Origin of the sequence: Streptomyces sp. NPDC015130 (genome assembly GCF_043080005.1) — a bacterium.
GTDB lineage: Bacteria > Actinomycetota > Actinomycetes > Streptomycetales > Streptomycetaceae > Streptomyces.
Genome location: NZ_JBIBVC010000027.1, coordinates 26,009 through 40,095, shown reverse-complemented (window position 1 = coordinate 40,095; position 14,087 = coordinate 26,009). Strand labels below are relative to the sequence as shown.

10 protein-coding genes are annotated in these 14,087 nt (G+C 74.3%); 7 read left to right on the top strand and 3 right to left on the bottom strand.

The window, feature by feature from the left end:
* Positions 1 to 238 precede the first annotated feature (238 nt).
* The 7 genes from ACF08F_RS35920 to ACF08F_RS35890 all read left to right on the top strand — a co-directional run bounded on the left by ACF08F_RS35920 (position 239) and on the right by ACF08F_RS35890 (position 8,162).
* On the top strand, positions 239 to 1,201 hold the full coding sequence (locus tag ACF08F_RS35920; protein ID WP_392302743.1) for a Zn-ribbon domain-containing OB-fold protein: 963 nt from the start codon (positions 239 to 241) through the stop codon (positions 1,199 to 1,201).
* Positions 1,198 to 2,265 (top strand): thiolase domain-containing protein, encoded by a 1,068-nt coding sequence (locus ACF08F_RS35915; protein WP_392302742.1) that lies wholly within the window; start codon positions 1,198 to 1,200, stop codon positions 2,263 to 2,265. Before ACF08F_RS35920 ends, ACF08F_RS35915 begins: the two co-directional genes overlap by 4 nt.
* Entirely contained in the window at positions 2,258 to 3,424 is a 1,167-nt protein-coding gene (locus ACF08F_RS35910) for a thiolase domain-containing protein (protein WP_392302741.1), read from the top strand. The genes ACF08F_RS35915 and ACF08F_RS35910 overlap by 8 nt, the downstream gene beginning before the upstream one ends.
* Before the next feature lie 30 nt (positions 3,425 to 3,454).
* On the top strand, positions 3,455 to 3,871 hold the full coding sequence (locus ACF08F_RS35905; RefSeq protein WP_392302740.1) for an ACT domain-containing protein: 417 nt from the start codon (positions 3,455 to 3,457) through the stop codon (positions 3,869 to 3,871).
* Positions 3,872 to 4,460: 589 nt separating this feature from the next.
* The gene (locus ACF08F_RS35900) at positions 4,461 to 7,223 is read left to right on the top strand and encodes an ATP-binding protein (protein ID WP_392302773.1); all 2,763 of its coding nucleotides are present in this window, start codon (positions 4,461 to 4,463) and stop codon (positions 7,221 to 7,223) included.
* A gap of 56 nt (positions 7,224 to 7,279) precedes the next feature.
* On the top strand, positions 7,280 to 7,780 hold the full coding sequence (locus ACF08F_RS35895; protein WP_024757478.1) for a hypothetical protein: 501 nt from the start codon (positions 7,280 to 7,282) through the stop codon (positions 7,778 to 7,780).
* A 16-nt stretch (positions 7,781 to 7,796) separates the two neighbouring features.
* Entirely contained in the window at positions 7,797 to 8,162 is a 366-nt protein-coding gene (locus tag ACF08F_RS35890; protein ID WP_392302739.1) for an RNA-binding S4 domain-containing protein, read from the top strand.
* 51 nt (positions 8,163 to 8,213) lie between these two features.
* On the opposite strand, the gene ACF08F_RS35885 is transcribed toward ACF08F_RS35890, so the two are convergent.
* The 3 genes from ACF08F_RS35885 to ACF08F_RS35875 all read right to left on the bottom strand — a co-directional run bounded on the left by ACF08F_RS35885 (position 8,214) and on the right by ACF08F_RS35875 (position 14,014).
* Positions 8,214 to 10,412, bottom strand: a complete 2,199-nt coding sequence (locus ACF08F_RS35885; RefSeq protein WP_392302738.1) for a germacradienol/geosmin synthase — start codon at positions 10,410 to 10,412, stop codon at positions 8,214 to 8,216.
* 159 nt (positions 10,413 to 10,571) lie between these two features.
* Complete coding sequence (locus tag ACF08F_RS35880; protein WP_392302737.1) at positions 10,572 to 12,512, bottom strand: N-acetylmuramoyl-L-alanine amidase; 1,941 nt, start codon at positions 12,510 to 12,512, stop codon at positions 10,572 to 10,574.
* A 374-nt stretch (positions 12,513 to 12,886) separates the two neighbouring features.
* Complete coding sequence (locus ACF08F_RS35875) at positions 12,887 to 14,014, bottom strand: aminoglycoside phosphotransferase family protein (protein ID WP_392302736.1); 1,128 nt, start codon at positions 14,012 to 14,014, stop codon at positions 12,887 to 12,889.
* Positions 14,015 to 14,087: the final 73 nt, after the last annotated feature.

The following is a 14,087-nucleotide window of genomic DNA, read 5'->3' as shown; positions in this document are numbered from 1 at the left end:
CCCTTCCCGTAACCGGGGGCGCCGCCCCCGGACCCCGCGCCTCACACGCCGGCGGGGCTGAAATTCCGCCCCCTGGGCGGAACGTTCGGCCCGCCCGGCGTGTGAGGGCGCGGCCGGAGGCCGTACGGGGGTCTGGGGGCTTGCCCCCGGTTCGGGAAGGGGCGGGGTGGGGGAGAAGGCCCCGCGCAGCGGCCCCACCGCATCCACCAGCACCGACCAGCCACCGAGGAGCCCGCCCATGACCGTCACCCCACCGCCGGAGACCCTCCGCGCCCCCCTCGTCGTCGAGTTCCCCTTCACCCGATCCCTCGGCCCCGTCCAGTCCGCCTTCCTCACCGGACTGCGCGAGCGGACCGTGCTCGGGGTGCGGACCGAGGCCGGCGAGGTGCTCGTCCCGCCCGTCGAGTACGACCCCGCCACCGCCGCCGAACTCCGCGAGCTCGTCGAGGTCGGCGCCACCGGCACCGTCTCCACCTGGGCCTGGAACCCCGAGCCCCGCGCCGGCCAGCCGCTCGCGACCCCCTTCGCCTGGGTGCTCGTCCGCCTCGACGGCGCCGACACCGCCCTCCTGCACGCCCTCGACGCCCCCGGCCCCGACGCCGTCCGCACCGGACTGCGCGTCCGCATCCGCTGGGCCGCCGAACGCTCCGGCGCCATCACCGACATCGCCTGCTTCGAGCCGTACGAGGACGACGACCCCGCGACCGGACCACAGCCCCACGAAGGGGAGTTCGACGACCCCGTCACCGGCATCGTCGCCGCCGCCCGCCTCGACTACACCTACAGCCCCGGCCGCGCCCAGACCCGCTACCTCTACGCGCTCGCCGAGCGCCGTACCGTCGGCGAACGCTGCCCCTCCTGCGCCAAGGTGTACGTGCCTCCCCGGGGCGCCTGCCCCACCTGCGGGGTCGCCACCACCGACCAGGTCGAGGTCGGCCCCCGCGGCACCGTCACCACGTACTGCATCGTCAACATCAAGGCGAAGAACCTCGACATCGAGGTGCCGTACGTCTACGCCCACATCGCCCTCGACGGCGCCGGGCTCGCCCTCCACGGCCGCATCGCCGGCATCCCCTACGACCAGGTCCGCATGGGCCTGCGCGTCGAACCCGTGTGGAGCGAGGACGGCCGCTACCCCGACCACTACCGGCCCACCGGCGAACCCGACGCCGACTACGACACCTACAAGGAGCTGCTGTGACTCCGCACCGGCCCGCACGAGAGGTGGCGATCGTCGCCTTCGCCCAGAGCGACCACCGCCGCCGCACCGACGACCTCTCCGAGGTCGAGATGGTCATGCCCGTCCTGCACGAGGTGCTCCGGCAGACCGGACTCAAGGCCTCCGACATCGGGTTCACCTGCTCCGGCTCCTCCGACTACCTCGCCGGACGCGCCTTCTCCTTCACCATGGCCCTCGACGGCGTCGGCGCCTGGCCGCCGATCTCCGAGTCCCATGTCGAGACGGACGGCGCCTGGGCCCTGTACGAGGCCTGGGTGAAACTCCTCACCGGGGAGGCCGACACCGCCCTCGTCTACTCCTACGGGAAGTCCTCGCCCGGCTCCGTCCGCGACGTCCTCACCCGGCAGCTCGACCCCTACTACCTCGCTCCGCTCTGGCCCGACTCCGTCGCGCTCGCCGCGCTCCAGGCCCAGGCCCTCGTCGACGCCGGCCACACCGACGAACCCGCCCTCGCGGCCATCGCCGAACGGAGCCGCACCGACGCGGCGGACAACCCGCACGCCCAACTCCCCGGCGCCCGCTCCCAGGGCGAGTACGTCGTCCGGCCGCTCCGCACCGGCGACTGCCCGCCCATCGGCGACGGCGTCGCCGCCGTCGTCCTGGCCGCCGGCGACCTGGCCCGCGAACTCTGCGAACGCCCCGCCTGGATCCGGGGCATGGACCACCGCATCGAGGCCCACTCCCTCGGCGTCCGCGACCTCACCGACTCGCCCTCCACCCGCCTCGCCGCCGAGCGCGCCGGAGCCTTCGACAGGCCCGTCGACACCGCCGAACTCCACGCCCCCTTCACCTCCCAGGAGGTCGTGCTCGCCAAGGCCCTCGGCCTCGACGCGAGCGTCCGGATCAACCCCTCCGGCGGCGCCCTCGCCGCCAACCCCGTCATGGCCGCCGGCCTCATCCGCCTCGGCGAGGCCGCCGCCCGCATCCACCGGGGCGCCTCCGACCGCGCCCTCGCCCACGCCACCTCAGGGCCCTGCCTCCAGCAGAACCTGGTCGCCGTCCTGGAAGGGGACCCCCGTGCCTAAAGAGCCCGTCGCCGTCGTCGGCATCGGCCAGACCAAGCACGTCGCCGCCCGCCACGACGTCTCGATCGCCGGCCTCGTCCGCGAGGCCGCCGTCCGCGCCCTCGCGGACGCGGAGCTGACCTGGGCGGACATCGACGCCGTCGTCATCGGCAAGGCCCCCGACTTCTTCGAGGGCGTGATGATGCCGGAGCTGTACCTCGCGGACGCGCTCGGCGCCGTCGGGAAACCCATGCTCCGGGTCCACACGGCCGGATCGGTCGGCGGCTCCACCGCGCTCGTCGCCGCCAACCTGGTCGCGGCGGGCGTCCACGGGACCGTCCTCACCCTCGCCTTCGAGAAGCAGTCCGAGTCGAACGCCATGTGGGGCCTCTCCCTGCCCGTCCCCTTCCAGCAGCCGCTGCTCGCCGGCGCCGGCGGCTTCTTCGCCCCGCACGTCCGGGCCTACATGCGCCGCACCGGCGCCCCCGACGCCATCGGCTCCCTCGTCGCGTACAAGGACCGGCGCAACGCGCTCAAGAACCCGTACGCCCACCTCCACGAGCACGACCTGACGCTGGAGAAGGTCCAGGCCTCCCCGATGCTCTGGGACCCCATCCGCTACTCGGAGACCTGCCCGTCCTCCGACGGCGCCTGCGCCATGGTCCTCACGAACCGGGCCGGCGCGGCCCGTGCCCCGCGTCCGGCCGCCTGGATGCACGGCGGCGCCATGCGCAGCGAGCCCACCCTCTTCGCCGGCAAGGACTTCGTCTCGCCGCGGGCGGGCCGGGACTGCGCCGCCGACGTCTACCGGCAGGCCGGGATCACCGACCCCCGGCGGGAGATCGACGCCGTCGAGATGTACGTGCCGTTCTCCTGGTACGAACCGATGTGGCTGGAGAACCTCGGCTTCGCCGCGGAGGGCGAGGGCTGGAAGCTCACCGAGGCAGGCGTCACCGAACTCGACGGAGACCTGCCCGTGAACCCCTCGGGCGGGGTGCTCTCCACCAACCCCATCGGGGCCTCCGGGATGATCCGCTTCGCCGAGGCGGCGCTCCAGGTACGCGGCGAGGCGGGCGAGCACCAGGTGGAGGGCGCACGCAGGGCGCTCGGCCACGCCTACGGGGGCGGCGCGCAGTTCTTCTCCATGTGGCTGGTCGGGGACACCCCGCCCACCACCTGAACCACCCGGCCGCCGCCTACGCTGGCCTGCATGAACGCCGAACGTGATCTCACCCGGCTCCTCCCCGGGATGCGACCGGAACTCGCCCCCGGGCGGTACGTCTTCACCACGGTGGCCGGCCCCGCCGCCCCGGCCGGGGTCGTCCCCGTCGTCACCGTGACCGAGAGCGAGGGGCTCACCCTCGTCGTACGCCAGGAGGAGGCGGACGCCGCCTCCCTCCCGTACGACTACGTGGCGGGGTGGATCACCCTGCGGATCCACTCCGCGCTCGACGCCGTCGGCCTGACGGCCGCCGTCGCGGGCGCCCTCGCCGAAGCGGGCCTGAGCTGCAACGTCGTGGCCGGGTTCCACCACGACCACCTCTTCGTGGAACACGCCCGCGCGGAGGAGGCGTTGGCCGTACTGGAACGCCTGACGCGATCCGGCGACGATCGGAACCGGCCCTGACGGGACAGCGGCCGCGGGTCTCCTTCGGCGTGCCCACCGGGGTCTCCGCCGGGCCGTGCGGTGCGGAACGAGCCAGACGCGCCGTCGTGCGCCCCTGGCTTGGGCGTTTACCCGTCCCCCTTCACTCCATCGGGCGTACGCTGGGGTTTTCGCGGGGCCACCCGCCCGGCACCCCGCACTGTGCGCCGGGCGTGCGCCCCCGGTGTGGGGGTGAAACGTGGTACCTGAGGACGGCAGGCGGGCCCGCAAGGGTTTCGGCCTCTTCGAACGCGAGGCGGCGCTCACGGCGGCCGAGGAGGCACTCGACCTCCTGACGGGCCTCGCGGAGGAGTTCCCCGCCCGGCCCGAGCGGGTGCCCGCACCCCGCGGGCCGCGCGGCCCCCACCTCGTCGCCGTCCCCGACACACCCCCCGGCCGGCCCGCCACCGGGCCGACGCCCCTCCCCGACCCGGCCGACGCGCTCGCCGACGCGCGTCACGGCCGGGCCGACGCTCCTGCCGACGCCCCGACCGGCCCCACGGCCGACGCGCCCGGCGGTGAGCCCGAGAGCGCGTCCGCCGACCGGCCCCGTGCCACCCGCCGCGGCGGCATCCTCGCCTACGCCGCCCCCGCCGGGCTCGGCAAGACCACCCTGCTCGCCGAGGTCCGGCGCCTCGCCGGCGCGCGCGGCTGCACCGTGCTCTCCGCCCGGGGCGGCGACCAGGAGCAGCGGGTCGCCTTCCACGTCGCCCGGCAGCTCCTCCAGCCCCAACTGGCCCACGCCTCCGACACCGAGCTCCGCGAGCGGCTCGGATCCTGGTACGACATCGTCGGCCCCGCCCTCGGGCTGCGCGCCACCGCCGCCGGATCCCCGCCCGACCCGCAGGGCCTGCGCGACGGACTCGACTGGGTCCTCACCCACCTCGCCGTCCGGCGCGCCCCGCTCGTCGTCGTCGTCGACGACGCCCACTGGGCCGACCCCGAGTCCCTCGGCTGGCTCGCCGCCTTCGCCCCGCGCGCCGAAGAGCTCCCCATGCTCCTCGTCGTCGCCTACCGCCCCGACGAACTCCCCGACGAGGGAGCCGAGTTCACCGGCCACCGCTCCGGGCAGCGCCCCCTCGGCCTCGCCCCGCTCACCACCGAGGCCATCGCCCAGCTCGTCCGCGACCGGGTCGGCGCCCACGCCGACGACACCTTCTGCCGCGAGTGCTGGACCGTCACCTCCGGCAACCCCTTCGAGGCCGTCGAACTCGCCGCCAAGGTCCGCGACCACGGCCTCGAACCCACCGCGGGCGGCGCCCACGAACTCCGCGACCTCGCCGCCGCCCTCAAGGGCAGCGGCCTCGTCACCCGCCTCGAACGCCTCGGCCCCGCCACCGTGCGCCTCGCCTGGGCCTGCGCCGTCCTCGGGACCGAGATCTCCCCGCAGCTCGCCGGAGCCGTCGCCGGACTCGGCGACGAGGCCGTCGCCGACTGCGCGGCCCGACTGCGCGAGGCCCGGGTGCTCGCCGAGGCCGACGGCCCCGACGAGCCCCTCACGTTCGTCCACCCGCTCATCGCCACCACCGTCTACCGCTCCATCCCCACCGCCACCCGCGTCGCCCTCCACGGCCAGGCCGCCTGGTGCGTCATCGACGCGGGACTCGGCTCCACCGCCGCCGCCCGGCACCTCCTGGAGACCCACCCCGAGGGCGACTCCTGGGCCGTCGGCCACCTGCGCGCCGCAGCCCGCGAGAACCTCCGCGCCGGCGCCCCCGACGCCGCCCGCCGCTTCCTCGCCCGCGCCCTGCGTGAACCCCCCACCGCCGACGACCGGGCCGCCGTCCTCTTCGAGCTCGGCTGCTCCTCGCTCCTCACCGAACCCGCCACCACCGTCAACCACCTGCGCGCCGCCCTGGAGGAGCCGATCGCCGACCCGGCCCTCCGCCACGGCATCGTCTACCGCCTGTCCCAGGTCCTCGCCCACAGCGACCGCCTCGTCGAGGCCTCCGAGCTCCTCGGCCGCGAGGCCCGGCAGACCACCGACGCCCGCAGCCGCCTCCGCATGCAGGCCGAGAAGTTCATGTGGGACGCCTTCCGCGCCGACGAACCCGAGTCGCCCGCCCGCTCCCGCCGCCTCGCCGCCCTCGCCGACCGGCTCACCGGCCGCGACCTCACCGAGCGGTACGTCATCGGCCTGCGCGCCTGGGACGCCACCCTGCGCGCCGAACCCTCCGCCGTCGCCGTGGGACACGCCGAGCGCGCCCTCGAAGGCGGCCTCAGCTGGGCCGACGAGAGCCGGGGCTTCGAGGTCCCGGTCCTCGTGGCCCTCACCTTCCTCTACGCCGACCGCCCCGGCCGCGCCGAGGAGCTGTTCGCCGCCGGCACCGCCGAGTTCGAGCGCCAGGGCTGGCGGGGGGCCCACCTCTCCTTCGCGTACACCCTGCTCGGCTACATCCGCTACCGCCGCGGCCGCCTCGTCGAGGCCGAGGACTTCGTCCGCGCCGGACTGCGCCTCGCCGAGCGCGTCGGACCGCGCACCCCCGCCCAGTGGTACGCGGTCGGCGTCACCATCGAGGTCCTGCTGGCCCGCGGCCGGGTCGAGGAGGCCGACCGCATCGCCCGCGAGCACGACTTCGGCGAGCCCTTCCCGGCCGCCGTCACCTTCCCCGACTCCCAGACCGTCCACGCCGAGCTGCTCCTGGCCAGGGGCCGCACCGACGAGGCCGCCGCCGAGCTGGCCGCCGTCGGCCGCCGCCTCGACCCGCGCGGCATGCGCAATCCCGCCTGGTGCCCCTGGCAGCTCCACCTCGCGGTCGCCGAGGCCGCCACGACCCCCGTGCGGGCCCGGCGCACCGCCCTGGAGGCCGTCGCCCGCGCCCGGCAGTACGGGGCACCCTCCGCGATCGGCTCGGCGCTCCGGGTGCTCGCCGAGGTCTCCGTACCCACCGAGCGCGTGAAGCACCTGGAGGAATCCGTCGACTGGCTGGACCGGTCGCCCGCCGCCTACGAGCTCGCCCGCTCCCTCGTCGCCCTCGGCGCCGCCCTCCGCCGCACGGAACGCGCGGCGGAAGCCGCCGAGCACCTCTACCGGGGTCTGGAGGCCGCCCAGGACTGCGGGGCCGACGGCCTCGTCGAGGATGCCCGGTCCGAGCTGGCGGCGGCCGGACTGCGCCCCCGAGCCCTCCACCCGGCCGGCACGGACACGCTCACCGCCCGTGAGCTCCAGGCCGCCGAGCTCACCGTCCGCGACCGCGACGTGGCCCTCCACCTCGGCGTCGACACGGCCACCGCCAGCCGGCTCCTCTCGGCCGTCTACCGGAAACTGGGCACCGACCGGACGGGCCTCGACCAGGCACTGCGCCACACGGGCCGCCCCGACGGGCAGCCCTGACCGGAGCGGGGCGCCCGGCGCGCGGCATCGCGCGCCGGGGCACGTACCATGGCCGTATGTCCTTCCTCCGCCGCCGCAGCGCCGCCACTCCCGCGGGCCCGGACTTCGACGTCCTGGCCATGGATCCGGGCGACTGGCCCGGCAATCTCGGCGCCGGTCTGCTGCCCGCCCCCGACGGCTCCTGCCAGGGCGTGTTCCTCCGGTACGACCTGTTCGGCGGCCGCGGCCCCGCGATGATCATCGGCAACCTCCCCGAGGGCTCCCCGGCGCGCGAGCTCGCGGACGGGCAGATCCCCTTCGAGGTGGCCCAGCTCCTCGCGGCCCTGGAGAACGACGAGCCGGTCGAGGTGCTCGACACCGAGGACGTCCCCGTGATGCAGGGCGACAACCTCCTCATCGTCCGCCGCCTCAAGCTCTCCGAGAGCCGCATCTCCTGCGTCCAGTTCGACCGCAGCGACAACGTCCTCGTGACGATCGCCAGTTGGGACCGGCCGATCACCGACGACCTGTACGCGCTGCTCAAGCCCCTGCCCGCCGAGCTGTTCCAGCAGGGCTGACGGGGAGCGGGGGCCGATGAGCGCGCGCGTCGACGCCTGGATCTGGGCGGTCCGTCTCACGAAGACCCGGTCCCAGTCCGCCGCGGCCTGCCGGGCCGGGCACGTGAAGGTCAACGGCGAGCGGGCCAAGCCCGCCCAGCCGGTGAAGCCGGGCGACGAGGTGAGGATCTTCCACGGCGGCCGGGAGCGGATCGTCGAGATCAAGGAGCTCCACACCAAGCGGGTCGGCCCGCCCGTCGCCGTCGAGGCGTACGTGGACAACAGCCCGCCCCCGCCGCCCCGCGAGCACGTCGCGGTCGCGGCGGTACGCGACCGGGGCGCGGGCCGCCCCACCAAGCGCGAGCGCCGCGAGATCGACGAACTACGCGGCCGGCGCGCCTGATCCGACGACCCGAAGGCCTCCGGGACCGTACCCGGAGGCCTTCGGCGTGCCTCAGCGCGGTGCGGCGCCGAGCAGCTCGGAGATCCGCGCGGCCGAGGTGCCGATGCCCACGGGGCCGCGCCGCAGCAGTGCGCTGCCGCTGCCCGAGCGGACGTCCTCGGGACCGTAACGGCGAACCTTCCGGTGCCAGTTGAGGACGCCCGCGAGCCAGTCCTCCAACTCCCGCAGATACGAAGCGAACGCCGCCCGTCCGGCCGCGTCGAGCCCGAAGTCCGCGTAGAGCACGGGGACTTCCCGCGCCTTCAGGTGCTCGTACTGGCGCAGCCGCCCCCGCATCAGGTCGTCGACCATCGCCACCGCCGTCGGGTAGTCGCAGTCGAAGAACTTCTGGAGCACGAGGACGGCGTTGTGCACCTCACCCTCGACCTCGACCTCCTTCTGGTACGAGAAGAGGTCGTTGACGAGCGCGCCGTAGTCCATCACCGCGTTCTCCAGGCTCCGCACGGTGCCCGACCCGAACAGCTCCGGGGGCAGCGTCTCGTCCTGCCGGAGCTTGCACAGGAGCATGGTCAGCTCGGAGCCGAAGGTGCTGCGCCGCATCTCGATGTAGTCGACCGGGTCGGGCACCCGGTGCTGCACCACGTTGTGCATCTCCCACAGCCAGCTGTCGAGCATCGCGTCGACCGAGCCCCGCAGCCGTGCCCGCGCCCCGGGGGCCATCGGCGTGGCCGTCCGCTGCCAGATGTCGGCGAGCGCGCGCTCCAGCGGGTTCACCGCGAGCGCGGTCCCGGCCGAGGGCTCGTCGAGCGGCATGCACGCCTTGAGCCGGTCGTTCTGCTCCTTCGCGCCGGCCAGACCGCCCGAGCGTCCGAAGGCGGCCGGGTAGTAGTCGTCCGCGTACGTTCCCCAGGTCAGCCAGTCGGTGCCGAGGCACAGCTCCTCCAGGGACGCGTCCGGATCGAGGCCCGCCGAGCAGAGCGCGAGGTCGAAGCCCTCCGCCAGCGTCCGGTCCCAGATGTCGTCGAGCAGCCCCATCCGCTCGGCCCAGTCCACGGTGTGCCGCGCCGCCGCCGCGTGGTGGAAGTTGACGGCCAGCGGGTAGGGCAGGTCGAACTCGGGCAGCAGGGAAGGCCCCACGTGCTGGTGCGGGGCGTGGGTGAACGCCCGGTGCCGGGCGGCCGCCGGGCGCCCGAACAGGGTCCGGATGTCGAGCGCCGAGGTGCCGAGGACCCCGTCGAGCCGCGAAGGCCCCGTGACCATGCCCTCGTTCATGTACCGGCTGGAGCGCATGTGCCACTCGTGCCCGCCGGACTGCCAGTCCTGGAGCCCCTTCGCGTACGCCGCCACGGCCGCGCACTCGGCCGCGCTCAGCTGCTTCTCGGCGGCGAGCAGCGGCACTTCGGTCAGGGCCGTGTTCTCGAACTGCTGCACCCGCGAGGTCAGCAGGTCGTTGACGGCCTCCGCCGCCTCCTGGGTCGAGCAGCCCAGGAACCGCTCCAGGACCAGGACGCCGTTGCTGTTCTCGCCCTCGTCCTCCACCTCGCGCTGGTACGAGAAGAGGTCGTTGCGCAGGTGCACCGCGTCCGAGAAGGCGTCCCTGAGCACACGCAGCGGCCGGGAGTACGCCACCTGGGCGGGGACCTCGGCCCCCGCCGCGTACTCGACGAGACCGGCCGACCAGGGTGCGCCGCCCACCTTGCGGCGCATCTCGATGTACTCCAGGGGGTTGGCGATCCGCCCGTCGTTGATGTTGTCGAGCTCCCACAGGGACTCGTACAGGAGGTGTTCCGTCGCCTCCGCGAACCGCACCCGCCAGCCCTCGGACATCGACGGGACCGTCCGCCGCCAGAGGTCCGCGAGCCCCGCCTCCACGGGGTTGGTCGGCTCGGGCATGCCCGCCGCCGGGTCCGCCGGCATGAAGAGCGGCAGCCGGTCCAGATAGGCCTTGCCGCCCGCCCGGTCCTGGGTGCGCTTGAAGACCTCCAGGAAGTGGTCGTCGAAGAAGAAGACCCAGGTGTACCAGTCCGTGACGAGGTCGAGGGCCTCCGCGTCGCAGTCGGGGTGGGTGTACGAGCACAGCAGCGCGTAGTCGTGGGACTGGAGGTCGTGCTCCTCCCAGACGCCCGAGCCCTCCAGCATCCCCATCTCCCGCGCCCAGTCACGCGTGTGCGTGCGGGCGGTCTCCACATGGGGATTGAGCCGCGCCGGATACGGAACATAGAAGTCCGGCATAACGAAGGGCTGAGGCATTTCCTGAGGGGCCTTCCGGTGAGCACGTGCGATGACCGGCCCAGCCTTACCCGTCCCCCGGATGGCACACACGATCTCCCGAATAGTCGTATGAACGCGCGCGGGGTGGTGCCGGAGCGATTCTCCGGCACCACCCCGCACCTTTCGGCCAGGCCTCCGTCAGCCCTGGGAAACCCGCACGTCAGACGCCTTCACAAAGGCCACGCGATGGCCGAACTGGATCTGGTAGTACTCCTCCTGGCCCCGCACCACCCGGTGGCCCCCGCTGTCGAACACCGGCGCGAAGTAGTACTCGCCCGGCATGCGGTCACCCACCACGTACCGCTGCCCCGCGAGCAGCTTGTACGGAAGCGGGGACACCGCCTGCACGGGGACCCCCGCCGGGTACGCCGAGGCCTCCGGATAGGCCCGCCCGTACACCGGCACCTCCGCGAGCCCCTCCCGGGGAGTCAGGACGAGCCCGCGCGCGCTCACCGCGGTCGGTTCCTTCCCCGGGTTGTGGAACCACGCCTTCTGCCCGAGGTACCAGATCGCCGTCCACTCGCCCCGGCGCTCCGCCACCGCGAAGCTCTGCCCCGTCGAGGCCCGCGCCCCCGTGTCGTTGACCCCGGTCGTGGAGTCCTGCCCACCCGGCCGCAGCCCGATGTCCTTCACCAGGGGCGCGTCGGCGCTCGGCGCGGAGTGCAGACGCACCGCCCCGCTCCCGTGCGGCGCACAGACCTCGCCGGCCTTCACGCAGCCCGTGTAGACCGGCTGGTGGGAGCTGTAGTCGGGCCTGATCGTCACCACTCCGGCGTTCGGACCGGCGCTCGGCGTGAGCGGCCGGCCGAGGAGACGGAAGTAGTGCGCCCAGTCCCAGTACGGGCCCGGGTCCGTGTGCATGCCCCGGATCGTCGAGGTCACCGTCCCCGGCACGGTGTCGTGCCCCAGGATGTGCTGCCGGTCCAGCGGGATGCCGTACCGCTGCGCGAGGTACCGCACGAGCCGCGCCGACGTCCGGTACATCGCCTCCGTGTACCAGGAGTCCGGGGAGGTCAGGAAGCCCTCGTGCTCAAGACCCACCGACTTGGCGTTCACGAACCAGTTGCCCGCGTGCCAGCCGACGTCCTTGAGCGGCAGGTGCTGCGCGACGTGCCCGTCCGAGGAGCGCAGCGAGTACTGCCACGACACGTACGTCGGGTCCTGCACCAGCTTCAGCGTGACGTCCCAGGTGGCCTCGGTGTCGTGGACGACGATGTAGTCGATCGACTGCGACGCGGGTCGGTCGGCCTTGTCGTGGTTGCCGTAGTCGCCGTCGCCGAACTCCTCGTACGGCGCGGGGATCCACTCGCAGGCCACCGAGCGCGGGCACTCCACCGGGCCGGCGGCGGGCCGGCGCAGTCCGAGCGCGTCGAGCTGCTCCGTGGCGGGCGCCACCCCCGGCACGGCCGGCAGCGAGACCTCCTGGCCGCTGTCCGTCGTGCGGGACTCCCCGGCCCTGATCACGTCGAACACGTCGTTCGCGTACGTCGCGGCCGTCGCCGAGTCGTCGGCACCCGAGTAGCGCGCCACTGCCCCGTACCAGTCGGCGGGATCGGCGCTCGCCGGCAGCCCGGCCTCCCGCTGCGCCGCCGCGAGCAGCACGGCACCGCCCTCGATGTTCGCGGCGGTGGAACCGCGCAGCTCCTCGGCCGGGATCCCGGAGAGCGCGGAGGCCCGCTCCAGCGTCCGCAGCCGGCCGGGCAGCGCCGTCGGCGAGAGCGCGGCGGGTTCGGTGGACGCGGCGTGCGCCACCGTGCGGACCGGGCGCGAGCCGTCGCCGCGCGCGTCCTCCCCGCCGTCCGAGTGGTGCGGCGCACCGGACCCGGCGAGCGCCGTCACCGCGTCCGTCAGGTGCATCGGCCCGTACCCGCCGGTCACGCTCGGCGCACCCCCGTGGGTGTCCCAGCGCGACTGGAGGTACGCCACGCCGAGCAGGACGCTCTCGGGCACACCGTGGCGCGCCGCGGCCCGCGCGAACTGACCTTGGAGCGAGCCCGCCTCGGGCCCGTCGGCGACGGCGGACGGAGCCGCGGACAGCAGGGGGACCAGAAGGGCGGCGGAGGCGACGGCCCCCGCCACCCTGGGTACGCGGCGCGGGGACCGTGGCGGGGCGGGTACACGTCTGTCGGACGCGGAACGGAGCAAGGCAGCCTCCAGGGGCGGGGGGTGACTCGGGGGCGTGCGGGACCGAACCCGTACAGGGGTATCGGGTCCCGGACGATCCGTCAATCACGCCTGCGCGCGCGGAAGTTCCCACGTCAGGACGGGAATGGAGGCCGTTCGGCGGAGTTTCGCGACGACGGGTCCCGGGCCTGGGACGCGTCAGTGGAGTGGACCAATGGGGCCACCGGAAGCGAGGTCCGGGGTGCAGGCGGAACAGAGCGCCGTGTCCCGGTGTGTCGGCACCGGGCGCACGGCGCGCCACCCCCGTGTCGTCGGTCGGACCCGCCCCTTCAGCGCGTCCCGACCGCCGCGCGCACGGCCCGCCGTGCCATGGCGCAGTCGTCGTGCAGCCGCCTCAGGAGCAGCCGCTGTTCCTCGCCGGCGGAGAGCGCGCCCGAGGCGACCGGGACGGTACCCGCCGGGGGAGCCTCCTTGATCGTGCGCTGCACCGCCGTCTCGTACGTACGGATCTCCCGCGTCAGCACGATCATCAGGTTCACCAGGAAGGCGTCCCGGGAAGCCGGGCCGGCCTGCTGGGCGAGCTGGCTGATCTGGCGCCGGGCCAGCGGTGCGTCTCCGAGCACCGCCCACAGCGTCGCCAGGTCGTAGCCGGGCAGGTACCAGCCGGCGTGCTCCCAGTCGACGAGGACGGGACCGGCGGGGGAGAGCAGGACGTTGGAGAGCAGGGCGTCACCGTGACAGAACTGCCCCATCCCCTGTCGGCCGCCCGCGTGCGCCAGGCCGTGCAGCAGCTTCTGCAGGTCGTCCCGGTCCCGGTCGGTGAAGAGACCGAGCTCGTGGTAGCGCGCGATCCGCGTCCCGTAGTCCAGCGGGGCGTCGAAGGTACCGGCCGGCGGCCGCCAGGAGTTGAGTCGGGCCACCGCGCCGAGCACCGCCCGGATGTCGGCCCGCGGCGGGGCCTCGACGGGGTGGCGCGAGAGCGCCGCCGCCCGTCCGGGCATCCGCTCGATCACCAGCGTGCAGTTCTCCGGGTCCGCGGCGATCAGCCGGGGCGCCCGCACCGGCGGGCGGTGCCGGACGAAGGAGCGGTAGGAAGCTATCTCGTGCTGGAACCGCTCGACCCACGCGGGGGAGTGGTCCAGTAAACACTTCGCGACCGCCGTGGTCCGCCCGGTCGTCCCGACGATCAGGAGGGAGCGGCCGCTGCGCCTCAGCACCTGGACCGGATTGAACTCCGGGCAGATGCGGTGGACCGAGGCGATCGCCATCTTCAGCTGCGCCCCCTGGGGGCCGGACAGGTCGAGTCTCCCGCTCACCGGCTGGGTGCCGGTGCCGCCCGTCCAGCGCCGGGGCCGTACGGCCTGGGGCGCGGGGGCGAGGTACGGCCCGGCACCGGCCGGGACGACGCGGTGCTGCGGCCGGGGCGGGGCGGACACGGAGGACGATGCTGTGTACATGGAGGTGACAGATCCCTTCGTGGTCCGACGAGTTGCGTGCGTCGCCCCGCCCGCCCCCGGGTCCGCACCCTGG

Coding starts and splice junctions, on each gene's coding strand:
- ACF08F_RS35920 (WP_392302743.1), top strand. CDS start 239: ATGACCGTCACCCCACCGCCGGAGACCCTCCGCGCCCCCCTCGTCGTC.
- ACF08F_RS35905 (WP_392302740.1), top strand. CDS start 3,455: ATGAACGCCGAACGTGATCTCACCCGGCTCCTCCCCGGGATGCGACCG.
- ACF08F_RS35895 (WP_024757478.1), top strand. CDS start 7,280: ATGTCCTTCCTCCGCCGCCGCAGCGCCGCCACTCCCGCGGGCCCGGAC.
- ACF08F_RS35890 (WP_392302739.1), top strand. CDS start 7,797: ATGAGCGCGCGCGTCGACGCCTGGATCTGGGCGGTCCGTCTCACGAAG.
- ACF08F_RS35885 (WP_392302738.1), bottom strand. CDS start 10,412: ATGCCTCAGCCCTTCGTTATGCCGGACTTCTATGTTCCGTATCCGGCG.
- ACF08F_RS35875 (WP_392302736.1), bottom strand. CDS start 14,014: ATGTACACAGCATCGTCCTCCGTGTCCGCCCCGCCCCGGCCGCAGCAC.